Source organism: Streptococcus mitis, assembly GCF_023109515.1.
GTDB lineage: Bacteria > Bacillota > Bacilli > Lactobacillales > Streptococcaceae > Streptococcus > Streptococcus mitis_CS.
In genome coordinates this window covers 193,797-215,205 of record NZ_JALDUM010000001.1, presented here as the reverse complement: position 1 = coordinate 215,205, position 21,409 = coordinate 193,797, and the positions used below count along the sequence as shown (strand labels likewise).

The window sequence follows — 21,409 nt, the reverse complement described above, 5'->3', positions numbered from 1 at the left end:
TTATTTTTTGAAAAATTTACTTGCTACACGAAGAGCTGACAAACTTGCACCAGTCTTAAGTGTTTTTGAACCAGCTGAAGAAGCTTTCTTGCTCAAGACACGCGCATGGTCATTGAGGTCTGAAACAGATAGAGATAAATCTGCCACTGCACTAAAGAGTGGATCAATCGTTGCCACCTTGACATTGATATCATCTGCCAAGACATTGACCTTAGCCAGCAATTCATTGGTATGATGCAAGGTCACATCCGCATCTGAAGTCAAGGTTTTAATCGTCTTCTCTGTTTCATCGATAACACGTCCAAGCTTTTGTACAGTAATGATTAAATACACTAAAAATACAATCAAAGCAAGGGCTACAAGAATATATGCAACTTCTAACATTTAGTTTTCCTCCTCTGAAATATAGTAAGGGGCCTTCTTTCGATTTTGATATAGAATGATAAAAATACCAAGACCGATAAGGACAACTGATAGCCATTGAGACACTCGAAGACCAAAGAACATGAGACTATCTGTCCGCATACCTTCGATGACCATACGACCGAAACCATACCAAATCAAATAGAAAGCAGTGATATGACCTCGTCTAAGGCTCTTCCATTTTCGTCTAAAAATCAGAATCAAGGCAAATCCAAGAAGATTCCATAGAGACTCATAAAGGAAGGTTGGCTGACGATAGCTCCCCTCAATATACATCTGGTCACGAATAAAGCCAGGTAGATAATCCAGATTATCCACTGCTGCACCATAGGCTTCTTGGTTAAAGAAATTGCCCCAGCGACCCAAACTTTGGGCAATCATGACGCTAGGCGCCGCAATATCTAGGAAATCCCAAGTATTGATGAGTTTACGATCAGCAAAGATATAGAGTACAATAGCCCCAGTTATCAAACCACCGTAAATAGCCAAACCACCATTCCAAATGGCAAAAATTTCTCCCAAGTTCTGACTATAGTAATCAAAACGGAAAATAACATAATAGAGACGTGCTCCTAAAATAGCCAAAGGAAAAGCTATCAGGATGAAATCTAAAATATCGTCTGGTATGATCTTCTTTCTAGGTGCTTCTTTCATGGTCAAATAAACCGCAAGAATCAAGCCTGTCACAATACACAAGGCATACCAACGAATGGCTAGAGGGCCTAGATGAATAGCAATTGGATCAAGCATTAGGCACCTCGTTTTGAGCAATAAGATTGGTCAAGCGTTCTTCGAACAAACGAGTCGCATCAAAGCCCATTTCCTTGGCACGATAATTCATGGCAGCAGCCTCAATCACAACAGAAATATTACGACCTGTTTTAACTGGAATACGAATACGAGGAATAGATACGCCAGAAATTTTAAGTTCCTCTGCATTGTTTCCAAGACGATCAAAAGTTTTATGTGTATCGTAATTTTCCAAATAAACAGCCAACTGGACTTGTGAAGAATCCTTGACGGCACTCGCACCGTAGAGGCTCATAACATCGATAATCCCAACCCCACGAATTTCAATCAGGTGTCTCAAGATTTCAGCCGGTTCACCCCAAAGGGTAATCTCGTCCTTGGCAAAGATGTCTACGCGATCATCTGCTACCAAGCGGTGACCACGTTTGACAAGCTCCAGACCTGTCTCACTCTTACCGATGCCACTATCACCTTGAATCAAGACACCCATACCATAGATATCCATCAAGACACCGTGCACACTGGTCCGTTCTGCCAAACGAGAATCCAGATAACTAGATAACTCCCCAGATAAACGACTGGTTGCTGTACGACTGGTTAAAATGGCAATCTTACATTCTCTGGCTGCCTTTAACATTTCCTCCGGAACCACCAAACCACGGGCAACAATAACCGCAGGTGTCTCAGGTAGAAACATTTTTTTCAAGACTTGGTAACGGTTGTGAGAGGACATCGAAACGAGATAGGACCACTCCTTCATTCCCAAGAGCTGGATTCGCTCTGGAGTGTAGTAGTCAAAATAGCCTGTCATTTCAAGACCAGGTCGCGTAATGTCCGCGGTATTAATTTCCTTTTCAAGTAATTCTGGTTCGCCATAGACAATGTCTAGTCTAAGCTTTTCAATCACTTCTTTTACTAAAACCGACATCATTTCCTCCTTCAATCGAGTTCTTTTTACTATTATATCAAATTGTCCTTAGAAGTTTCAGATTTTTGCAGGCTTTGAAGTATTTATTTATACTCAATGAAAATCAAAGAGCAAACTAGGAAACTAGCCGCAGGCTGTACTTGAGTACGGCAAGGCGACGTTGACATGGTTTGAATTTGATTTTCGAAGAGTATTAAAAGAAAAAAGACTAGATTTCTCCAGCCTTTCATTTCTAATTAGAATTTTTTACGTTTACGAGCTGCTTCTGATTTACGTTTACGTTTTACAGAAGGTTTTTCATAGAATTCACGTTTGCGTGTTTCTTGAAGAGTACCAGCTTTAGTAACCGCACGTTTGAAACGACGAAGTGCGTCGTCAAGAGATTCATTCTTACGTACTACTGTTTTAGACATTTTTTTCACTCCCTTCAAGTTCAAGATCTATTCTATTTTACACGTAAAAGGAATAATTGTCAAGAAAAAATCCGGTTTAATTTTGATTTTTTTGCCATTTATACAAGAGTTTAAAGCACTCAGATAGAAGAAACTGAAGGGTTTCGTTTTTTATTTTTCAAGTAGGCTGAGCGCTTCAGCATCTGCGATGATCGTCACATCAGGGTGATTTTGGAGGCTACTTGCTGGGAGATTCTCAGTCACTGGGCCAGACACTGTTCCGGCAATGGCTTCTGCTTTCGACTCACCATAAGCAAAGAGAATAATTGACTTGGCATCCAAGATGTTTTTAATTCCCATTGAAATGGCTTGAGTTGGAACGTCTTCAATCTTGTCAAAAAAGCGCGCATTGGCTTCAATAGTAGACTGGTCAAGCTCTACCAGATGCGTTTGACTGTCAAATGGAGTACCAGGTTCATTAAATCCGATATGTCCATTGCGACCGATTCCCAAGATTTGGAGGTCAACTGGATGGTCAGCCAAAATTTGGTTGTAGCGTTCAACTTCAGCTTCAGCATTGTCCTTAACCCCACGAGGCAAGAAACTTTCTTTAAATGGTTTTTGGTTAAACAAGTTTTCTTGCATGAAGTAACGATAAGACTGTGGGTTGTCCCCATCAAGCCCTACATACTCATCTAGGTTGACACTGGTTAGATTTGAAAAATCAAGGTCGCTCTCAACAATTTCCTTGTAAAATTCAAGTGGACTACTTCCTGTTGCAAGTCCTAGGGTTTGAGCGCCGTTGGCCAATTTTTCCTTCAAAATCTCAAAAGCAACTTTTCCACCTTCGATTTGGTTTTCAACTTTAATAACTTTCATCTTTTCATCCTCCGTTTTAATCTATATTTATTATATGGTATAGACCAATTTTTGTCAAGTGAAAACGATTTAATTTCTAAAAAAAGAGCGTCCAAACTTGAAACATGTTATAATGGATAGGATTAGAACTTAGAAAGAATGAACAGATATATGAATACAGCTGATTTTGATTTCCATTTACCCGAGGAATTGATTGCCCAAACGCCCCTTGAAAAACGAGATGCTTCCAAACTCCTCATTGTCAACCGTGATACTGGAGAAATGCAGGATAAACACTTCCACTCTATTATTGATATGCTGGAACCTGGTGACGCCCTTGTTATGAACGACACCCGAGTTCTCCCTGCCCGCCTCTATGGTCAAAAGGAAGAAACTGGAGGCCATGTGGAACTTCTCCTGCTCAAAAATACTGCTGGAGACGAGTGGGAAGTTCTGGCCAAACCTGCCAAACGCCTCAAGGTCGGCACTCGCGTTTGCTTTGGTGACGGCCGTATCAGCGCTGTCGTTACGGAAGAATTGACTCACGGGGGCCGCATTGTCCGCTTTGAATACCAAGGAATTTTCCTAGAAGTTTTGGAAAGTCTGGGAGAAATGCCGCTACCGCCTTATATCCATGAAAAACTGGATGACCGCGAACGCTATCAAACTGTTTACGCCAAGGAAAGTGGCTCTGCTGCAGCACCAACTGCTGGACTACACTTCACTAAAGAACTGCTAGCAGAAATCCAAGCTAAGGGTGTTCATCTAGTCTATTTGACTCTTCATGTCGGACTCGGAACCTTTAGACCTGTTTCAGTTGACAATCTGGACGAACACGAAATGCACTCAGAATTCTACCAACTTTCTGAGGAAGCAGCTGCCACCCTTCGATCTGTCAAGGAAAATGGAGGTCGTATCATCGCTGTTGGAACCACTTCTATACGCACTTTAGAGACTATTGGTTCTAAGTTTGATGGGCAAATCCAAGCAGATTCTGGCTGGACCAATATCTTTATCAAACCTGGCTATGAATGGAAGGTCGTGGATGCCTTCTCAACCAACTTCCACCTGCCAAAATCAACTCTGGTCATGTTGGTTTCTGCCTTTGCAGGTCGTGAATTGGTCCTAGATGCCTACCAGCATGCCATTCAAGAACACTACCGCTTCTTTAGTTTTGGCGATGCCATGTTTATCTACTAATTTTCACAATCAAAAAGCGCATATTATCAAGGTTTTATAAATCCTGATAGTATGCGTTTTGTAATGGATAAAAAATGAAATTAATTTATTCTAAAGCTCGGATCTTTCAAACTCTGAACACTGGCATTGATCACCGCGCCGACAATTAAAATCTTAGCGATGAGAATAAACCAGAACATCATGACCACCACGACGACGGAACTGAAAAAACGCACGTCCACTAGGTGATTGACATAATTGTTAACATAGACTGAAAAGATATTGAGCAGTAAGGCCAGAGTCAGCATGACAAAAGCACTACCTGGCAATACAAAGTGAATTCGTCGGACCCTAACATTAGGCAGGAAATAATAAAGCATGACCAAGATTGCAAAAATCAAAGCATAGACCAAGGGACCTGTTAGGTCTTGCAGATAATCAAAGAGAGGACTATCCGATTTCCAGTAACTTTTGATAAGGTTGAGGAGCATGCGACCAAAGACACTGAGAAAGAGGGCTAAAGCAAAGAGAATCTGCAAGCCAAAACTGACAAACAAACTCATGAGCTGATGGGAAATCAGTCCACGATTTTTTGCTACTCCGTAAGCTTTATTAAAGGCTTTCTGTAGGAAATTCATGGATTTTGAAAAGGTCCAGAGGGCTGACAAAACCGCAAAACTCAATAAACCCGTTGAAGGTTGGGTCAGCACTTCTGTAATAATCTTTGCGACCACATCATACATGGTATCCGGCAAGAATTCATTGACAACCTTTAAAAAATTAGAAACTGGAATCTGAAAATAAGGGAGGATATTGACCACCACCAAAAGTAGGGGGAAAATCGAAATCAACCAATAGTAGGCCACTGCGACACTGGTCAACTCACTATCTGATGCTTGATAATAATGCAAAAAAGCTTTTACTAAAGACTTGTCTGTCAGCTCTTTCCACCACTTCTTCATGTCACACTCCTTCACTTACAATCTTATACTCAATGAAAATCAAAGAGCAAACTAGGAAGCTAGCCGCAGGTTGCTCAAAACACTGTTTTGAGGTTGCAGATAGAGCTGACGTGGTTTGAAGAGATTTTCGAAGAGTATTAACTAATTTCTTCTTACCAATTCCACCATATCATAAGGCAGGGTATTGGCAGCTTCCTTGAGAGAATAGTTCTCTAAGTTATTCACATTTTGTCGTAATTTCTTGGCATACTTGGTCGTAATCAATCGTTTCTCTTCATATTCGAAAATCAACTTGCGCTCCAGATAATAGCCTCTCAGCATTTCATCGATATTGTTGGGCTTAACACGATTGATAACCCGTTCAACAAAGGCACCACTGGTAATAATAGCTGTTTCTCGGAGACGAGAATCCTGCATGAAACTGATCAAAGAACTCTTATAAACCCCTTTTAGGTTCTCCAGACTTTCGATAATCATCTCTGTATTTTCTAGATAGAGCTCTGCAATTTGGTCATAGTCAAGAGCTCTGAGTTTCTGTGATTCTTCATTTTTCCAACTGCGGAAGGTCTTACCAAAGGTAAAAACTTCATGAAGGAGAAAACGTAAAATCCGCAAGGAAACAAGGAAATAATAGGTCAATCGTGACGCAAACTTACGATTGATACTTTGTTCCATGTTTTTCAAATAACGTTGGTAAACTCGATAGGCACGCTCACTCATCTTGTCCTCTTCGTAAGCCTGTTCTAAACCATCACTTTCAATACTGAGAATGAGAAGTTTCAAGGCCTCCCAGTCTTCTTGAGCCCCTTTATTTTCTTGACTCAGGATGAGATTTTCAATACGTCCATGGTAATTGTCAATAGCCGCATAAAGGGGAAGTTTATTTTTGGTGTCTTCCAACTCTTTTTCCAACTCTAGCGTTACTTCATTCAAAATGCCAATATGCATGAGATAGTCCTTGCTTTCTTCCTGTTCATCAGAAAGATGAGGCAAGACCACGAGGCCTGTTAAAAAGCTTACTAGCGTCACACCTGCGACAAGGAAAAGCAAGAGAGGATACTCCTGTTCTAGATTACTTGGTATCAGAAGGATCGTAGCAATCGACACCGTTCCCTTGACACCTGAGAAGGTCAAAAGAAGCATGTCCTTCATATACTTATTTAGCTTTTTCTTGAGACGTCTAGTCCTATAGGCATAATAGCCATAAATCATGACAAAACGAATAGCAAAGAGGACAAAGGTAAGGGCTATAAGAGATACCAATAGAAGTATAGGATTATAGATTGAATTGGTCAAGATAGGTTCTGCTATCATTTCCAACTCCATCCCTAAAATCACAAAGACAGAACCGTTCAGCATAAAATTCACTGTATGCCAAACCGTCTCGGTTACTGTATCCACTTGTGCTTCGAGGAGCGTAATTTTCTTAAAACGGCTTGCCTTTAAAATCCCAGCAACTACAACGGCAATAATCCCTGAAACGTGGACTTCTTCTGCTAGGAAGAAGGTCACCAGAGGCAAACTCAATTCTAATAAAAGTTCGCTGGCAATATCCGTTGCTCTCACACTCAGCAAGAAGCTATGTAGGAAACGGTTAGTCATTGCTGTTACAAATCCAATTAAAAAACCGCCTAGGATTGAAAAGATGAGCGAACTACTCGCTTGCCCAAGGGAAAAGGCTCCAGTTGTCCAGGCTGTCAAGGCAACCTGAAAGGCAACCAAACCAGATGCATCATTCAAGAGTCCTTCACCCTTAAGAATATTGGACACGCGCTTAGGAAAGCTAAACCGCTCCGAAAGAGAGGCAAAGGCCACCAAATCCGTAGGACCAAGGGCTGCCCCAACAGCCAAGCAAGCCGCCAAGGGAAGACTGAACCAAAGAAGATGGGCCAAGCCACCCAAACTCAAGGTCGAGATGAAAATCACTGGAAATATGAGATAAACAATGATTCGCCAGTGTTTTAAAATAGCCGTAATATCCGCTTCTTCAGACTCTCGGAAAAGCAAGGGACCGATAACCAGTGCCAAAAACAACTCTGTATTGAGGTGAAAGTTGGTATTGGGTAAAAAGAGACCAATCACAATTCCCAAAAGAATTTGCACCAAAGGAAGAGGCAAAAAGGGCAGGAGCTTATTGGTTGTACTTGAGACAATCAAGACCAGTAAAAATAGGATGAGGTAAATCAGTAATTCCACGCACGTCCTCCTTAATCTTTTTTACAACAGGATTCAAATATCTCCTTCTGCTCTTTGATTTTTTGGTCAATCTTGGAACAGTCTTTGTGCTCAATTTTTCTCTGGCACCGTTCCATTTCAAGAGTAACTAATTTTTTCTTGATTTTAAGCATTTTTTTGCTCATATGCGCTTGGTCTAACACACCCACCGCTCGTTCGTGGTGAGTTGATTCAACAAAATTCTGGCGCATGGCATCCAGCTTTTCACGTAGGTATTGTTTATCCATGTCTATATCTCTCTAATTTCTCAATCATCACTAAAAATGGTGGGTTGTTGACTTGGTTTAAAGTTCGGTAAATGGCAACTGTGTACTCTTGTTGGTTCAACTGGCTAACAAACTCCAAGACAGCATCCCTCTCAATATCTCCTCCATCATGACCATAGTAGATCATGATAGCAATCCGTCCACCTTTGACAAGTAAGCCACACAGCTTTTCTAAGGCTTCAATCGTTGTCTGAGGTCGGGTAATGACAGACTTATCAGCTGACGGCAGATATCCCAGATTAAAAATCCCTGCCTTGGCTTCTGTCACAAACTGGTCCAGTGTCTCATGGCCTTGCAAGATTAACTGGGCATTTGTCATTCCAGCCTGGCCCAAACGCTCCTTGGTCTTTTCCAAGGCTTGCTCCTGAATATCAAAGGCATAGACTTGCTTAGCTAGCTTGGCTAGAAAAAGCGTGTCATGACCATTTCCCATTGTCGCATCCACTACGATATCGTCCTGAGTTACAACCTCAGCCAAAAAATCATGTGCCATCTCAAGTGGTCTTTTCATTTTCAAACTCCTGTTTTACAGCCTTGCATCCTTGAACACTTCCGCGACGTCGCATCTCCATCTCAATACTGTTGAGAACTTCCCATTTATTGAGGCTCCACATAGGCCCAATCAGCATATCCCTAGGTGCATCTCCTGTGATTCGATGAATGACAATATGCTTGGGAATGATTTCCAATTGGTCGCAGATAACCTTGACATATTCGTCCTGACTCATCAGTTGCAAGCGTCCTTCGTGGTAATCTCGTTGCATACGAGTATTTGTCATAAGATGGAGTAAATGCAGTTTAATCCCTTGAATATCGTTATCCGTAACACAGCGGCGGACATTTTCAATCATCATCTCATGGGTTTCACCAGGCAAGCCATTAATAAGATGGGAAACAATCTCAATCTTGGGATACTTTCTCAAACGCTTGACCGTTTCCACGTACAACTCATAGGAATGGGCACGGTTAATCAGATCAGAGGTTGTTTCATAAGTGGTCTGCAAGCCCAATTCAACCGTTACATGCATGCGTTCCGACAACTCAGCCAAATATTCGATAGTTTCGTCTGGTAAACAGTCTGGGCGCGTTCCAATATTGATTCCTACTACACCCGGTTCATTGATAGCTTGCTCATAGCGCTCTCGAATGACTTCCACCTTTTCATGGGTGTTGGTAAAATTTTGAAAATAAACCAGATACTTCTGAACATCAGGCCACTTACGATGCATAAAGTCAATTTCTTTATAAAATTGCTCACGGATAGGCGCATCCGGTGCTACGATAGCATCTCCAGAACCTGAAACCGTACAAAAAGTACAACCTCCATGAGCTACAGTCCCATCACGATTGGGACAGTCAAACCCCGCATCAATAGGGACTTTAAAGGTCTTTTCTCCAAAGAGTTTTCGATAATAATCATTCAAGGTGTTATAAGATTTCATAACTTTCATTATAACAAAAAACACCCACAATCTCAAAAGCCTGACTTTCCTATAAATTCCTCTGTTTCTCGTTTCCATTAGCGATTTTTTATGATACAATATGGGTATGATTTTAATGAAATTAGCATCTATTTTATTATTGATACTGACCTTAGTAGTCTGCATTATCATAACCAAACTTTTTAGATTAAAAAAACTAGGACGAAATTTTGCGGATTTGGCTTTTCCAGTCTTGGTATTTGAATATTACCTTATTACAGCTAAAACCTTTACCCATAATTTCCTCCCTAGACTAGGCCTAGCCCTCTCACTTCTAGCCATTATTCTCGTTTTTTTCTTCCTTTTGAAAAAACGCAGCTTTTACTATCCTAAATTCATCAAATTCTTCTGGCGTGCAGGATTCTTATTAACCCTTGTCATGTATATCGAGATGATTGTTGAATTGATGGCTCAGAAATAAAAAACTAAATCGAAAACACCTCAATCAAACTAAAATACAATGATTGAAGTGTTTTTTTCTTTATCTACTTTTTCATAAATTCCTATTTTCCTTCTTTATCAGGAAATATAAATCCAATACCAATGCAAGCTAGTACGCCCGCTCCAATTACCAAGCCACTTGAAATTGGCAAAAGGTCCAAAATTGCATTCGCAATAATAAAGGCAATAATCAAACACATCAGACTAGCCTTGTAGTCTTTTTTCAAAAGATTCTCTAGAGTGAAAAAGAGGAACAGCCCTACCGGAATCAATGACCAGAGGTTGACATTTAAACTTGGCCATCCAACAGAACCAAAATACACTACTGTCGCTGCTGCTACTAAAAATATAATCCCTAATAATTTTTTCATTTTTTATCTCCAATTTCTTTTTTATGAACTTGAGTTATCTGATAGTGACGTCTCACGTCCCTTACAAAAATCATTATAGCAGAGGTCAGTGTCAAGAACAAGTGCTTTTGCCTATCTGGTCTCTATCTCGGTCTAAATGGTTCAATAGTTAAAATGAAAGAAAAAGAAGCCCTAATCAGCTTCTTCATTCTAGTGATTGCAACAGTATCTCTGAACTAAAACAATCGAAAGTTAGATTCTAAACTAGTTTTTCTAGTTCGTATTTTTCTTTTCCTTAGATTCTAGAGAAGTTTTGATTGCTTCGCGTTCAGCCTGTAGTTGAGCTAAATTCTTCTCCTCTTCCTCAAGTTTACTAGTATCTGGTTTTACACGATAATAAACATCTTCTGGTTTCATAAGCATACTAACATAACTTTGTCCAGCCACAAGTCTATCTTCAGCAGGATTTGACTTATCAGTAAATTTTCCATTCTCAGCGGACTCTAAGACAATACCGCTAGGTATTGCAACTACAATAAAACCTCCAGCAACTGAATCTTTTACCCAAGCACTAATAAAAACTGTTTCTGGATTTTGACTATTTTTTCCACCTGATGCTTTCAATTCGACAATAGATTCATTCTTTTGACCATTCGACAGCCAAGAGGAACGCATTTCCCCAGACTCATTAATAACATATTCATTACCTGAAGCTGTACGCCATATACCTTTCAAACTAGATAAATCATTATTTCTTAGTGCTTCAATATCCAGTTTCAGAACAGCGGTTTCTTCTTTTAGCTTGTCAACTAACTTCTCTGACTCAGCGACTTTGCTATCTAAACTAGCTAGCTGATCCTTGAGTTTCTGGATTTCCTCCTCTTTCTGCTTGATTTCAGATGCTTTAGAATTATCTGTCGATTCTTGACTTTTGTTCTCTTTTTTTGCAATCGAAGGAATAGCTTCGTTTGATTCTTTCTTTTCATTTGGTGATAAGAAAAGGATGCTTGCTACGATTGCAACAACCAAAAGACTAAGAGAAATACCAATATAGACTTTTATCTTGAGAGCCTTCCCAACAATTCTAGTTGGAGAGAATCCCTTCGCTACATTTGAAACAGTTGTTTTAGGACCATTTTTCTCTTCAAAGTCTTTCTTATTCATGTTATTGCTCCTATTTTTCATTTATCTTAGATAAATTTACGAGTTTTTTCTAGCATAAGTGAATTGTTTCAAGTTCAAAAAATAATATAAAAAGTTATCATAATTAAAGACTGCTATCAAACTCTTTTTTGAACTTAATTAAAATAGATTATATCATAATTTTTTAAAATTATATATATTTATAAAAAAGAAACCCAGTAGAATGAGTTTCATCACTTTGCCGATTGCAGGGTTTGAACCTGTGACCTTCGCGTTACGAGTGCGGTGCTCTACCAACTGAGCTAAATCGGCGATTACACTTACAGTATAGCACTCTGAGGATGGATGTCAAGGAATTTTCATTCCTATTAGAAAAAGCCTGTCCTGAGACAAGGCTTTGAGTTTCTTCCTCTTAGGATCCTGCACTTTCGTAGGCATCCAAGCCCCTATCCCAAAGTTTAAGGGAAATGACAAAGAAAACCAGAGAAATCAATATCAAACCTCCGATGTTAAAGATTACATCCTTGTCCTGCAAGAAATAGCTAGCAGGATAGTAGGCCGTAAAGGCAAATGGCACGATAAAGCTAATCAACCAACGAAGAGCTGAATTATAAATTGAAATGGGATACTTGGCAAAATCATTAAACATATAGAAAATGTAAATCATGGCGCCTGACTGCTTGGTCCAAAAAGCGATACTAGCTGTCGCGATTTTTAAGGAAGTATAAATCAAGGTCGCAAAAGGAATACAAACTAGGAAAAGCAGGAATTTGGGAAGCGTCCAAGCAATACTTGATACTGTTGTCGCTAGTAAAATACCACCGACCAAGAGCTCGCCCAAGGCATCAATCTGAAAGGTCTCAACGAGTATATGGAAGAGCGGATTGATAGGACGAGTCAGATACTTGTCAAACTCCCCTTTTCGGACTAGGCGTTGCCCTAGCGCCCAGAGATTGTCAAAAAAGAGATGATCCAATCCCTTGGGAATCAAAGAAAATCCATAGATAAAGGCGATTTCTTGAAAAGTCCAACCTTCTAGGGATGGAATATGTTGAAAAATGACATTGAGAAATAAGAGGTTCAAGCCTTGGGTCAGAAAAACTCCCAGAACACCAACTACAAAATCCACCTTGTATTCCATGATTTGCTTGATGTATTGTCTGATAAAAATCAGATGCATGCGTTGATATTTTTTCATACTAACCTCCCTGAATGGTAATGAAGGACTGGACTCGTTTCCAAATCAACTGAGACACCCCCACCATCACTAAGAGCCAGAAAAACTGCAAAGCGAGCGCCTGAAGAATCTGATTGGCATCGTATTTCCCAACGATAATCATGACCGGAGTGTAAATCAAGGATGAAAAAGGCAGGAAGGACAGAATATCTGAAACAACCTTTGGAAAGAAAGCCAAGGGAATCAAACTTCCAGACATAAAGGCCACTATTGAAGTCTTAAGTAGGTTGGAACCCCAAAGATTTTTAAACACAAAGGCAGAAAATCCAAAGCAGATATTAAAGAAAAAGTTAATCAGATAGGCCAGCGTTAAGCTAAAAAGATAAAGGACAGTTAATCCCAGCACTTCTACAATCCCTTGCCCAGATACGATTTTCATCAAAACAATGACACTTAAAAATGGAAGGCCAACAGAGATAAAAATCAACCACTTGGAGCCAAGCTCTGTAAAAAGGTAAGATGCCGCAAAATGCACTGGTCTCAACAAGCGCATGATAATGGAGCCATCCTTGACCTCCTCCCCAATCATAAAGGAGCTATCAGACCTGGTCAAAAGATTAGTCACAAAACTCATGATAATGTAAAGGGTGATATCTGCCATACTAAAGCCCTGAATCAAAGATTCTTGCGAAGAATCAAAGACAGCCTTCCAGAGATAAAAGGCCACAAAAGCACCCATGACATCGCCGATCCGATAGAGAATAAAGTTGACTCGATAGGTAATCAATTCCTGAATCCCTGCATTGATAAAGGGTTTATAACGTCTCCACAATTTGACCATCTTAGAGCTCCTTTCGATAGAAGCGACGGATAATATCCTCAATATCCGTATCCACCATCTTCAAATCGCGGACCTCAAAATCAGACAGGGTTTGCTTGATAATGTCAGCTGTCTGGTAGCGTGAACTATCGAATTCAATGTTGAGACTATTCCCTTGTCTATCAATTGTCATATCCGAAAAGCCTTCATAGTGAGAAACTAGATGACTTTGACCTGGTAGCAGTTCAAAGGAGAGAGTCTTCATCTTGCCAAATGTATCCTTAAGCTGGCTAACCGTTCCATCAAAAATCTCCTGCCCCTTATCAATCATAAAAATCCGATCACAGAGTTGCTCAATGTCGCTCAGGTCGTGAGTGGTCAAGAGAATGGTGGTTTCTTCCTCCTGATTGATCTGAGTAATGGCCCGACGAATATTGTCCTTGACCGAGACGTCCAACCCAATGGTCGGCTCATCTAAAAAGAGAACCTTAGGATTGTGAAGCAAGGAAGCTGCAATGTCCGCCCGCATCCGTTGTCCCAGTGAAAGAGTCCGCACGGGGTCCTTGATAAAGTCCTTCAAATCCAAGACTTCATTCAAAAAGTCCATGCGCTTGTGGAAGAGCGAGTCTGGAACATCATAAATCTCCTTCAAGACCGTGTAGGTCTCTTGTAGAGCCAAATCCCACCACAACTGTGTTCTTTGCCCAAAGACCACTCCAATATCCTTGACATAATCTTGGCGATTGTCCTGGGGAATCTTGCCGTTAATCCGACAAAAACCAGATGTCGGTTTTAAAATCCCTGTCAGCATTTTAATGGTTGTCGACTTCCCAGCACCATTAGCCCCGATAAATCCTAAAATCTGCCCCTTTGGGACCTCAAAGGTCAAATCCTTGACCGCTTCAAATGTCTGCTTTTCAGGATGAATAAAGGAGCGCAAAGCCCCCTTCAAGCCCGGTTCCTTAACAGTCTTCACAAAGTTTTTCTGAAGATGTTCCACTTCTATCATTGCCATATCTATCTCCCTATGTAAGGAATAGCAACATTGTGTTTTTGACTACAAATATTCTAAATCCTTACTTTCTACACCTTCTCAATATTATTACAGAAGGCTTTATACCAACCTATTATAATCCAATAAGAAATGGAATGCAAGCGTTTGCCTAAAGTTTATGAAATTGAAATTTTTTCTCTTAAAGTGGTATTTTTATACTCAATGAAAATCAAAGAGCAAACTAGGAAGCTAGATGCAGGTAGCTCAAAGCACAGCTTTGAGGTTGCAGATAAAGCTGACGTGGTTTGAAGAGATTTTCGAAGAGTATTAGTCCAAAATTCTGGCTTAATAGTCTCCTTAAAACACCAAAAAACCTGCCCAGAAGGGCAGGGTAGATATAAAGTAAAATATTTCTAATTTAGTATGTTAAAACCCATAAAAATCTAAAAACCTAAACGTTCTGGATCCCAATTACCATAATCATCGTATCCAAATCCATCAGGATCCATCGCATCAATACCACATTGTTCTAGAAATCTTGAACAGTCATGACAGTAGCAATCTTCATATCTTTCATCACTAGCTTCCCAATCAATTTCTTTTTTTGTAAACTGTTGTAAGCACTCTCTACATTCGTATAGTTTTGCCATAATATTACCTCTTTTTAATTTTCATTAAAATTTTCAATGTAGTCAATTATTTTTAATTTCATCGATTTTGTAATAGGATATTTTTTAACCAATTCAATAGCTTCTTCCTTAGAAGATGTTTTAAGATGTTCTTTAAGAACAAGCTTTGTAACTTCTTCATAACCTAACTCCGCTATCTTATCGGCTAATAAACCAATAGTTGCTAAAAGAACTATTCCTCCTATCATTCCAAAAGGTCCAAGTGCAGCTAAAGCTGCTGTCAATGCTGCCCCACCTGCTAATCCTGTCGCACTCATTGCTATCATTAGTACTACACCAGGTAAACCAAAAGCTGCTATTTTTTTTACAAGTTCATCCATTGTAACACTCCTTTACTTTATATAAAATTAACTTGCTTTAATTGAACAAACAATTATATATGCATTAACTATTCCAATTCTATATTTTTTGTTCAGTATTTTTGCACATTCTAAGACACTTAAGTCTCCAGATTCTATGAAATCTATTTCTGGTCCTTTATTGTTTATCAAAAAGTCCGTAAACTTTTTTGTAATTATGTTCTTTCTAACCAATAGAAAGATACACAAAGAAACTAACAATAAAATAAATACCAATTGAATATCCATAAAAACACACCTCTTAATTTTTTTAAAATAGTTTTACTATAATTATCTAAATTAAATTCTACTTCTCCTCTTATTTAGTTAAATATAGTATAGTACAATATTTTTGAGTTGTCAATTATTTTATACAAATATTTTGTTTTTGTTAACGTAAACTATTTTATCGTAGACAGCTATTTAAATTATATTTTATTTTTGTTATAATAGAAATATAAAATTATAGGTAAGAAGATATGTTAAAAGAAAAATACCCATCAACTGAAGATACAAGATTAATTCTACAAAATAACCTAAAAGCTATTAGAGAGATTTTGAATTGGACAAGTTCAGATCTCGGAAACCTTATAGGAGTGACTAAACAAACCATTAGCAATCTTGAAACTCAAAATAGTAGGTTAACAAAACTCCACTATATTGCATTACGTACCGTAATAGATTTTGAAATTGAAAATTTAAAAACGACAGATCAAGACAGATCTGATAGAGCAGAAATGTTGCTAAATTTGTTTGATGAATCAGAAAAATATGCAGCGTCTGAAAATAAATCATTAGATTTTGAACAAATTAGTGAAGCATCTTCATTAATTGCAACCACATCTACTGTCAAAAATGCTGCTACAGTCATAGGCTCACTTGCTGCAATTATTGGGGCACCAGTTGTTGCAGCCTTAATGAACTCAAAAGATAAGAAATAATATTTATTTTGAAAAAATAAAACAATAAGCAAAAGACGATCAATCATCTAATCGTTTTTCGCTTATTTTTATTTATATAATAATAAATTTTTGTTTAATCAAAAAACCCACCCAATGGGCAGGTTTCATCTGTATTATTCAGCTAGATTAAGCTTTACCTTCTGAACCGAATACGTCGATACGTTCTTCAACTGATGCTTGGATAGCTTTTACACCATCAGCCAAGAATTTACGTGGGTCGAAGAGTTTTTTCTTGTCGTATTCTGCTTCGTTTGCTTCGTAGTCACGAGCAAATTTACGAGTTGCGTTAGCGAATGCGATTTGGCATTCAGTGTTAACGTTAACTTTCGCAACACCAAGTTTGATAGCTGCTTGGATTTGCTCATCAGGAATACCTGATCCACCGTGCAATACGATTGGGAATCCTGGAACAGCTTCAGTCAATTTTTGCAAGTGATCAAGGTGAAGACCTTTCCAGTTTGCTGGGTAAGGACCGTGGATGTTACCGATACCAGCTGCCAAGAAGTCGATACCAGTTTCAACCATTGCTTTAGCGTCTTCGATTGGAGCCAATTCACCATCACCGATGATTCCGTCTTCTTCACCACCGATAGTACCAACTTCAGCTTCCACTGATACACCATTTGCATGAGCAAATTCTACAACTTTACGAGCTTTTTCAAGGTTTTCTTCAACTGGAAGGTGTGAACCATCAAACATAACTGAAGTATAACCAACTCGGATACACTCAAGTGCATCTTCGTAGTGACCGTGGTCAAGGTGGATAGCTACTGGTACAGTGATACCCATTGATTCAACAAGGTTAGCGATCAAGTTGCGAGCAACTTTGTAACCACCCATGTATTTAGCAGCACCCATTGAAGTTTGAATCAAAACTGGAGCTTTTTTAGCTTCTGCTGCACGCAAGATAGCTTGAGTCCACTCAAGGTTGTTTGTGTTAAATCCACCAACTGCATAACCGTTGTCACGAGCTGCTTGGACAAATTTTTCTGCTGAAACGATTGCCATTTTATCAGGCCTCCTGTATATTTTTATGGGTCATCCCATTTACATTGTTCATTTTATCACTTTTTGACAAAAAAATCTAGTTTTTCCCGCAGTTTCGATTGAATTTCTTCTAGCTTCCTCTATGTAAACCCTTTCTCTCCCTAGTCTTGGGCGACTTTTGGAAAAGCTATGAAGAAGGTCAAACGATTCTCCTTCATCTCAAAACGATAAGGTAATTTTTCATGTTCTAATAGACTCTTGACCACAAAGAGCCCCATCCCAGAACCCTTGGCCTTGCGACTAGCATTGTCAGAAAAAGACTGGGCTAGTTTTTCTTGTTCTTCTGGACTGCAGCTATTTTCTATAAAAAGTTCCCCTTCTCTCTCTCCAATACGAACCAAACTACCTGGAGCAGAATGCTTGATGGCATTGCTGATGAGGTTAGAAAGAATCAACTTCATGACTGATGGATTTAGATAGGCCTGATGATGGTTCAAACCATTTTCAATTTGAAGTTCTCTTTCCTTGGCTAGTAAAGCATAATCTTGAACTAGACTTTGCGTCATCTGGAGGAGATCTATTATTTCCCTATCATCTCGCAATTCCTGCACAGAAGAGAGAGAAAGTATCTGGAGAACGTGGTGATTGAGCTCATCCACAATCCCCAAGGCAACTCCCAGATAGTGGTCTCTATCCTTATAGCGGCCGATATTCTCTTTCATGTTTTCAATCAGAATTTTCAAACTAGCCAGAGGTGTTTTCAGTTCATGAGAGGCACCACGTAAGAACTCAACCTTCATCTTTTCCAGCTGGAGAATGGCTTCATTCTTGTCATGCAAGTCCGCAATCACAGTCAAAAGATGCTGGTAGAGGCTATTAATTTGTTCCTTGAGATCCCCAATCTCATCCTTAGAATCCACGCGCAATCGCACTTGGGCATCCAAATCCATCATCCGACGGGTCACCCGCTTGATTTCCAAAATTGGAGCAACAATAGTCCGAGCATAGATATAGGCTACCAAAAGAGAAATTAGAAAGGATGCCAGCAAGGTATAGGGAAGAAACTGGAGACTGATTTGCTCTGCTTCCTTTTGCAAGTCCATGGAAGCTAGAAACTGGAGAGTCAGAGTACCACCGTCTTGCGTTGTCACCTCACGCTCCTCAATAAAGAGAGAGGTGGTCTGGCGGCCTGTGTCCAGAGGAAGGCTGTCTTTGACTTCTAACTTGTCCTCGGTCATCTCGCCCTTAACGGCCCCCTTGATATCACTAGTCTGGGAATACAAGTCTAACACTTGCTCGATATTCTGCCTATCTTTCCCTTCTAGGGACTGGGCAATGGCTGTTGCCTTCTGACCAATGGTTTCCTGACGATGACTCAGATAAGTCGAAGGAAAAAGAAAATAAATAGCCAAATGAAGGCAGATAACCAGAACACTAAATATCGAGAAGGTATAGATAAATATCTTTGTAAATAAACCTGTTCGTTTCATTTTCGCTCCAATTTATAACCAACATTGCGCACAGTGAGGATGCAATCCAAGTCTAGCTTTTTCCGCAGTTCCTTGATATAAACATCAATGACACGGTCAAAGGGAACCTCATCTGTCGCTTTCCATACGGCATCGATTATCTGAGATCGAGTCAATGCCCTTCCTTCATTTTTCACCAGATAGTCCAAAATTTCCAACTCTTTAGCATTAACAGCCACTTCTTGACCTGCTAGGCTGGCACTGTAGCTCTCAAAGTCCACCTTGGTATCCTTATAGGAGAAGATTCGTCCCGTATCGTAGTAACGCTTGAAAATCGCGTCCACCCTCACTTTTAAGAGGGAAAGGGAGAAAGGTTTTTCCAGATAGCCATCTGCTAGCGAAGCAAAAGCACTCATCTTGTATTCCTCATCCTGAAAGGCTGTCAACATCAAGACAGGGACCTGGCTGGTTTTACGAATCTCAGCTAGGACTTCTAGGCCATTGAGCTTGGGCATCTGAATATCCAGTAAAACCAAGGCTACTTCATAGCTGGAAAATTTTTCTAAGGCTTCTTGCCCATCTGCTGCCTCAATGATTTCATAACCGCAATCCGTCAAATAGTCACTGACCCCCTCACGGATCATCTCTTCATCTTCTACAATTAAAATTTTCATACTTTAACTGCTCTCTATTTTTTATTTTTTCTTAGAATAAATACCTACTCTATTTATTATAGCCTCTTACTGGCCTTTTGTCTGTAATCAACTGACCACTAGATAAAACAAAGAGAGCCTATCGCTCTCTCTGCTTGCATTTCACTCTCTATAGAATGAAAATTATTTAGCTGCTTTTGAAAATGTTACAACGTAATTATAATCTTTCCCATTAGATTGATAGACATAGTCCTCTTTGAAAGTATAGCCGCGTTTGCTCAGCTCTTCTTTCTTAGCTTCAACTTGTTTCTTAACTGCTACTTTCACCTCTTCATTTGATAAACCTTCTGCAATTTCAAGAGAAGTTCCATTGATATCTCCTAGGAAACCTGCAATATCTTTCATTTGATCAAAGTTATAAAAAACATTGACTTTGACCTTTTGAGGAGCTGGCTGTTCTAGACTTCTACGATTTCTGCTAGCGCGCGGTTGAACTGCTGGAGCCATTCTGAAACCTGAAGTTCCTGTAGCCTCCTTAGTGAATGTAACGACGTAGTTATAATTTTTCACAGTAGTATCTTGTTCAAAAATAATGTCATTTTTCACATGATACCCTCTAGCAGCTAGGTCTTTTATCTTGGCTTGAATTTTTTCTTTTACTAGCACTTTTGCCTGTGCTTCACTCGTCCCAGCAGGAATTGTCACAGTGTTATCTTCTCCCGGATCAGATAGGAAGCCATGAATATCTGGCATTCCAGCAAAGTTATAGCTAATATTTACAGTTCCATCTGGTTCTGATGTTGAACGTGCCACTCTTCTTGCTCTTGCTTGAACTGATGGGGCATTTCTAAAACTTGAAGTCCTTTCTGAAGTTGAAGAAGGTTGTGCTGGAGTTGTTGCTGTAGCTTCACCTGATCCATGACCTATTGCTGTACTTCCATCATTAATAGTAGTACCCTCATTACGACCATTTGTTAAATTATCTTTATTATAATTTGGTGCTGGTAATTCTTCACCTGGAACATTAATCTCATCAATCTTAGTTTGATATTCATCTGTAGCAGCTACTGCAGCATCATGATTCTTAGCATTTTTTATTGCGGCTAATGCGTCTTCTTTTAATGTTTTTAATTCCGCTTTTAATTTTTCTTTTTCGGCTTCGTCTTTAACTTTTTCTATTTCACTAAGTTTTGAAGATGCAATTCCTTCAATAATATCCTTTCCTTCTTTTTTCGCTTCCTCAAATTTTTCATCTTTAGGTGCTACTTCTTCAGACGAAGTATCTTCTTTAGGTGCCGGAGCCGGATTTGGTGTTTCATCCTTTGAATCTACTGGATTTGATGTATCTCCATTTTGATTAGTTGGTAGTTTATCCTCTTTGGGTATTGTTGCTTCTGGTTTTGAAGCTGGAGTTTCAGGTTGTTCTGTAGTCCCTGTGTTTGAAGTAGTACCATCTGTTACCGGACTTGATGTTGCTACATTACCTGAATCATTTGTAGCTTCCGCAGATGGAGTATTAGAAGGTTCTGACTTTGTTTCAGATTTACCTGATTCTCCAGCTGGCTGTGCAGTGGAATTGGTATCGCCTGATGTGACCGGTGCTTCTTCGCTTGGGGTTACCGGTGCCGGTGTCGCTGGTTCTTCCGCTTTCGGAGCAGGTGTCGTTGGTTCCTCTGATTTTGGTGCGGGTGCTACTGGCTCCTCTGATTTTGGCGCTGGAGACACTGATTCCTCCACCTTTGGCGCTGGTGTCGCTGGTTCTTCCACTTTCGGCGCTGGTGTCGTTGGTTCCTCTGCTTTCGGTGCTGGTGTCGTTGGTTCCTCTGATTTTGGTGCTGGTGTCGCTGGTTCTTCTGCTTTTGGCGCTGTTGCAGTTGGCTCGTCTACTTTCGGTGCTGGAGATACTGGCTCA

Annotated in this window: 24 protein-coding genes and 1 tRNA gene; 3 read left to right on the top strand and 22 right to left on the bottom strand. The window is 39.7% G+C overall.

Translation table 11 applies throughout. From position 1 onward, the window contains the following. The 5 genes from M1G05_RS01150 to M1G05_RS01130 form a co-directional block, all read right to left on the bottom strand. Complete coding sequence (locus M1G05_RS01150) at positions 1 to 384, bottom strand: DUF948 domain-containing protein (RefSeq protein WP_419991960.1); 384 nt, start codon at positions 382 to 384, stop codon at positions 1 to 3. Beyond that, entirely contained in the window at positions 385 to 1,173 is a 789-nt protein-coding gene (gene lgt, locus M1G05_RS01145) for a prolipoprotein diacylglyceryl transferase (RefSeq protein WP_000886648.1), read from the bottom strand. It lies immediately after the preceding gene. Next, positions 1,166 to 2,101 (bottom strand): HPr(Ser) kinase/phosphatase, encoded by a 936-nt coding sequence (hprK, locus tag M1G05_RS01140; protein ID WP_024057508.1) that lies wholly within the window; start codon positions 2,099 to 2,101, stop codon positions 1,166 to 1,168. The genes lgt and hprK overlap by 8 nt, the downstream gene beginning before the upstream one ends. 236 nt (positions 2,102 to 2,337) lie before the next feature. Then, positions 2,338 to 2,514, bottom strand: a complete 177-nt coding sequence (rpsU, locus tag M1G05_RS01135) for a 30S ribosomal protein S21 (protein ID WP_000048054.1) — start codon at positions 2,512 to 2,514, stop codon at positions 2,338 to 2,340. A 150-nt stretch (positions 2,515 to 2,664) separates the two neighbouring features. Continuing rightward, entirely contained in the window at positions 2,665 to 3,372 is a 708-nt protein-coding gene (locus M1G05_RS01130; protein WP_049516047.1) for a glucosamine-6-phosphate deaminase, read from the bottom strand. Between the two features lie 150 nt (positions 3,373 to 3,522). Between M1G05_RS01130 and queA the strand changes: the two genes are divergently transcribed. Beyond that, on the top strand, positions 3,523 to 4,551 hold the full coding sequence (gene queA / locus M1G05_RS01125) for a tRNA preQ1(34) S-adenosylmethionine ribosyltransferase-isomerase QueA (RefSeq protein WP_247952782.1): 1,029 nt from the start codon (positions 3,523 to 3,525) through the stop codon (positions 4,549 to 4,551). 80 nt (positions 4,552 to 4,631) lie between these two features. Here queA and M1G05_RS01120 read toward each other — a convergent pair whose 3' ends face one another. The 5 genes from M1G05_RS01120 to mnmL form a co-directional block, all read right to left on the bottom strand. Continuing rightward, the gene (locus M1G05_RS01120; protein WP_247952777.1) at positions 4,632 to 5,492 is read right to left on the bottom strand and encodes a YihY/virulence factor BrkB family protein; all 861 of its coding nucleotides are present in this window, start codon (positions 5,490 to 5,492) and stop codon (positions 4,632 to 4,634) included. Between the two features lie 141 nt (positions 5,493 to 5,633). Next, entirely contained in the window at positions 5,634 to 7,688 is a 2,055-nt protein-coding gene (locus tag M1G05_RS01115) for a cation:proton antiporter (RefSeq protein ID WP_247952775.1), read from the bottom strand. A gap of 11 nt (positions 7,689 to 7,699) precedes the next feature. Beyond that, on the bottom strand, positions 7,700 to 7,954 hold the full coding sequence (locus M1G05_RS01110; protein WP_049516044.1) for a hypothetical protein: 255 nt from the start codon (positions 7,952 to 7,954) through the stop codon (positions 7,700 to 7,702). After that, positions 7,947 to 8,504, bottom strand: coding sequence for a tRNA 5-(aminomethyl)-2-thiouridylate-methyltransferase MnmM (mnmM, locus tag M1G05_RS01105; RefSeq protein WP_247952774.1), 558 nt, complete (start codon positions 8,502 to 8,504; stop codon positions 7,947 to 7,949). The genes M1G05_RS01110 and mnmM overlap by 8 nt, the downstream gene beginning before the upstream one ends. After that, positions 8,488 to 9,444, bottom strand: a complete 957-nt coding sequence (mnmL, locus tag M1G05_RS01100; protein ID WP_023946280.1) for a tRNA modification radical SAM protein MnmL/YtqA — start codon at positions 9,442 to 9,444, stop codon at positions 8,488 to 8,490. Before mnmL ends, mnmM begins: the two co-directional genes overlap by 17 nt. 91 nt (positions 9,445 to 9,535) lie before the next feature. On the opposite strand from mnmL, the gene M1G05_RS01095 reads away from it, so the two are divergent. After that, positions 9,536 to 9,895 carry a DUF3397 family protein gene (locus M1G05_RS01095; RefSeq protein ID WP_004242853.1) on the top strand — a complete coding sequence of 120 codons (360 nt, stop codon included), beginning with the start codon at positions 9,536 to 9,538 and terminating at the stop codon, positions 9,893 to 9,895. Positions 9,896 to 9,977: 82 nt separating this feature from the next. Here the strand turns inward: M1G05_RS01095 and M1G05_RS01090 are convergent, their stop codons facing one another. The 8 genes from M1G05_RS01090 to M1G05_RS01055 form a co-directional block, all read right to left on the bottom strand. Further along, positions 9,978 to 10,286 (bottom strand): hypothetical protein, encoded by a 309-nt coding sequence (locus tag M1G05_RS01090; protein WP_247952771.1) that lies wholly within the window; start codon positions 10,284 to 10,286, stop codon positions 9,978 to 9,980. A gap of 252 nt (positions 10,287 to 10,538) precedes the next feature. Further along, on the bottom strand, positions 10,539 to 11,429 hold the full coding sequence (locus M1G05_RS01085) for a hypothetical protein (RefSeq protein WP_004255742.1): 891 nt from the start codon (positions 11,427 to 11,429) through the stop codon (positions 10,539 to 10,541). 218 nt (positions 11,430 to 11,647) lie between these two features. Then, positions 11,648 to 11,720: transfer RNA gene (locus tag M1G05_RS01080), tRNA-Thr, on the bottom strand. 100 nt (positions 11,721 to 11,820) lie between these two features. Further along, positions 11,821 to 12,606: an ABC transporter permease gene (locus M1G05_RS01075; RefSeq protein ID WP_033684901.1), complete on the bottom strand. Its 786-nt coding sequence runs from the start codon at positions 12,604 to 12,606 to the stop codon at positions 11,821 to 11,823. Position 12,607: 1 nt separating this feature from the next. Further along, positions 12,608 to 13,426 (bottom strand): ABC transporter permease, encoded by an 819-nt coding sequence (locus M1G05_RS01070; protein WP_247952769.1) that lies wholly within the window; start codon positions 13,424 to 13,426, stop codon positions 12,608 to 12,610. Position 13,427: 1 nt separating this feature from the next. Then, positions 13,428 to 14,420: an ABC transporter ATP-binding protein gene (locus M1G05_RS01065; protein ID WP_049502196.1), complete on the bottom strand. Its 993-nt coding sequence runs from the start codon at positions 14,418 to 14,420 to the stop codon at positions 13,428 to 13,430. 422 nt (positions 14,421 to 14,842) lie between these two features. Next, positions 14,843 to 15,049: a hypothetical protein gene (locus tag M1G05_RS01060; protein ID WP_084930441.1), complete on the bottom strand. Its 207-nt coding sequence runs from the start codon at positions 15,047 to 15,049 to the stop codon at positions 14,843 to 14,845. Between the two features lie 14 nt (positions 15,050 to 15,063). After that, the gene (locus M1G05_RS01055; protein ID WP_125423419.1) at positions 15,064 to 15,408 is read right to left on the bottom strand and encodes a hypothetical protein; all 345 of its coding nucleotides are present in this window, start codon (positions 15,406 to 15,408) and stop codon (positions 15,064 to 15,066) included. Positions 15,409 to 15,905: 497 nt separating this feature from the next. On the opposite strand from M1G05_RS01055, the gene M1G05_RS01050 reads away from it, so the two are divergent. Then, on the top strand, positions 15,906 to 16,367 hold the full coding sequence (locus M1G05_RS01050; protein ID WP_084930444.1) for a helix-turn-helix transcriptional regulator: 462 nt from the start codon (positions 15,906 to 15,908) through the stop codon (positions 16,365 to 16,367). Between the two features lie 147 nt (positions 16,368 to 16,514). Here M1G05_RS01050 and M1G05_RS01045 read toward each other — a convergent pair whose 3' ends face one another. The 4 genes from M1G05_RS01045 to M1G05_RS01030 form a co-directional block, all read right to left on the bottom strand. After that, positions 16,515 to 17,396, bottom strand: a complete 882-nt coding sequence (locus M1G05_RS01045; protein WP_023946263.1) for a class II fructose-bisphosphate aldolase — start codon at positions 17,394 to 17,396, stop codon at positions 16,515 to 16,517. 140 nt (positions 17,397 to 17,536) lie between these two features. Further along, on the bottom strand, positions 17,537 to 18,865 hold the full coding sequence (vncS, locus tag M1G05_RS01040) for a sensor histidine kinase VncS (RefSeq protein ID WP_049502197.1): 1,329 nt from the start codon (positions 18,863 to 18,865) through the stop codon (positions 17,537 to 17,539). Continuing rightward, complete coding sequence (gene vncR / locus M1G05_RS01035; RefSeq protein WP_049499901.1) at positions 18,862 to 19,518, bottom strand: response regulator transcription factor VncR; 657 nt, start codon at positions 19,516 to 19,518, stop codon at positions 18,862 to 18,864. Before vncR ends, vncS begins: the two co-directional genes overlap by 4 nt. A gap of 162 nt (positions 19,519 to 19,680) precedes the next feature. Further along, positions 19,681 to 21,409, bottom strand: a 1,729-nt coding sequence (locus M1G05_RS01030; protein ID WP_474104188.1) for a DUF1542 domain-containing protein, incomplete at its 5' end; no start/stop codon positions are given.

What these genes read in the sequence shown, in the direction of transcription:
- M1G05_RS01150 (WP_419991960.1), bottom strand. Translation starts at nt 384, where the DNA reads ATGTTAGAAGTTGCATATATTCTTGTAGCCCTTGCTTTGATTGTATTT.
- lgt (WP_000886648.1), bottom strand. Translation starts at nt 1,173, where the DNA reads ATGCTTGATCCAATTGCTATTCATCTAGGCCCTCTAGCCATTCGTTGG.
- hprK (WP_024057508.1), bottom strand. Translation starts at nt 2,101, where the DNA reads ATGTCGGTTTTAGTAAAAGAAGTGATTGAAAAGCTTAGACTAGACATT.
- rpsU (WP_000048054.1), bottom strand. Translation starts at nt 2,514, where the DNA reads ATGTCTAAAACAGTAGTACGTAAGAATGAATCTCTTGACGACGCACTT.
- M1G05_RS01130 (WP_049516047.1), bottom strand. Translation starts at nt 3,372, where the DNA reads ATGAAAGTTATTAAAGTTGAAAACCAAATCGAAGGTGGAAAAGTTGCT.
- queA (WP_247952782.1), top strand. Translation starts at nt 3,523, where the DNA reads ATGAATACAGCTGATTTTGATTTCCATTTACCCGAGGAATTGATTGCC.
- M1G05_RS01120 (WP_247952777.1), bottom strand. Translation starts at nt 5,492, where the DNA reads ATGAAGAAGTGGTGGAAAGAGCTGACAGACAAGTCTTTAGTAAAAGCT.
- M1G05_RS01110 (WP_049516044.1), bottom strand. Translation starts at nt 7,954, where the DNA reads ATGGATAAACAATACCTACGTGAAAAGCTGGATGCCATGCGCCAGAAT.
- mnmM (WP_247952774.1), bottom strand. Translation starts at nt 8,504, where the DNA reads ATGAAAAGACCACTTGAGATGGCACATGATTTTTTGGCTGAGGTTGTA.
- mnmL (WP_023946280.1), bottom strand. Translation starts at nt 9,444, where the DNA reads ATGAAAGTTATGAAATCTTATAACACCTTGAATGATTATTATCGAAAA.
- M1G05_RS01095 (WP_004242853.1), top strand. Translation starts at nt 9,536, where the DNA reads ATGGGTATGATTTTAATGAAATTAGCATCTATTTTATTATTGATACTG.
- M1G05_RS01090 (WP_247952771.1), bottom strand. Translation starts at nt 10,286, where the DNA reads ATGAAAAAATTATTAGGGATTATATTTTTAGTAGCAGCAGCGACAGTA.
- M1G05_RS01085 (WP_004255742.1), bottom strand. Translation starts at nt 11,429, where the DNA reads ATGAATAAGAAAGACTTTGAAGAGAAAAATGGTCCTAAAACAACTGTT.
- M1G05_RS01075 (WP_033684901.1), bottom strand. Translation starts at nt 12,606, where the DNA reads ATGAAAAAATATCAACGCATGCATCTGATTTTTATCAGACAATACATC.
- M1G05_RS01070 (WP_247952769.1), bottom strand. Translation starts at nt 13,426, where the DNA reads ATGGTCAAATTGTGGAGACGTTATAAACCCTTTATCAATGCAGGGATT.
- M1G05_RS01065 (WP_049502196.1), bottom strand. Translation starts at nt 14,420, where the DNA reads ATGGCAATGATAGAAGTGGAACATCTTCAGAAAAACTTTGTGAAGACT.
- M1G05_RS01060 (WP_084930441.1), bottom strand. Translation starts at nt 15,049, where the DNA reads ATGGCAAAACTATACGAATGTAGAGAGTGCTTACAACAGTTTACAAAA.
- M1G05_RS01055 (WP_125423419.1), bottom strand. Translation starts at nt 15,408, where the DNA reads ATGGATGAACTTGTAAAAAAAATAGCAGCTTTTGGTTTACCTGGTGTA.
- M1G05_RS01050 (WP_084930444.1), top strand. Translation starts at nt 15,906, where the DNA reads ATGTTAAAAGAAAAATACCCATCAACTGAAGATACAAGATTAATTCTA.
- M1G05_RS01045 (WP_023946263.1), bottom strand. Translation starts at nt 17,396, where the DNA reads ATGGCAATCGTTTCAGCAGAAAAATTTGTCCAAGCAGCTCGTGACAAC.
- vncS (WP_049502197.1), bottom strand. Translation starts at nt 18,865, where the DNA reads ATGAAACGAACAGGTTTATTTACAAAGATATTTATCTATACCTTCTCG.
- vncR (WP_049499901.1), bottom strand. Translation starts at nt 19,518, where the DNA reads ATGAAAATTTTAATTGTAGAAGATGAAGAGATGATCCGTGAGGGGGTC.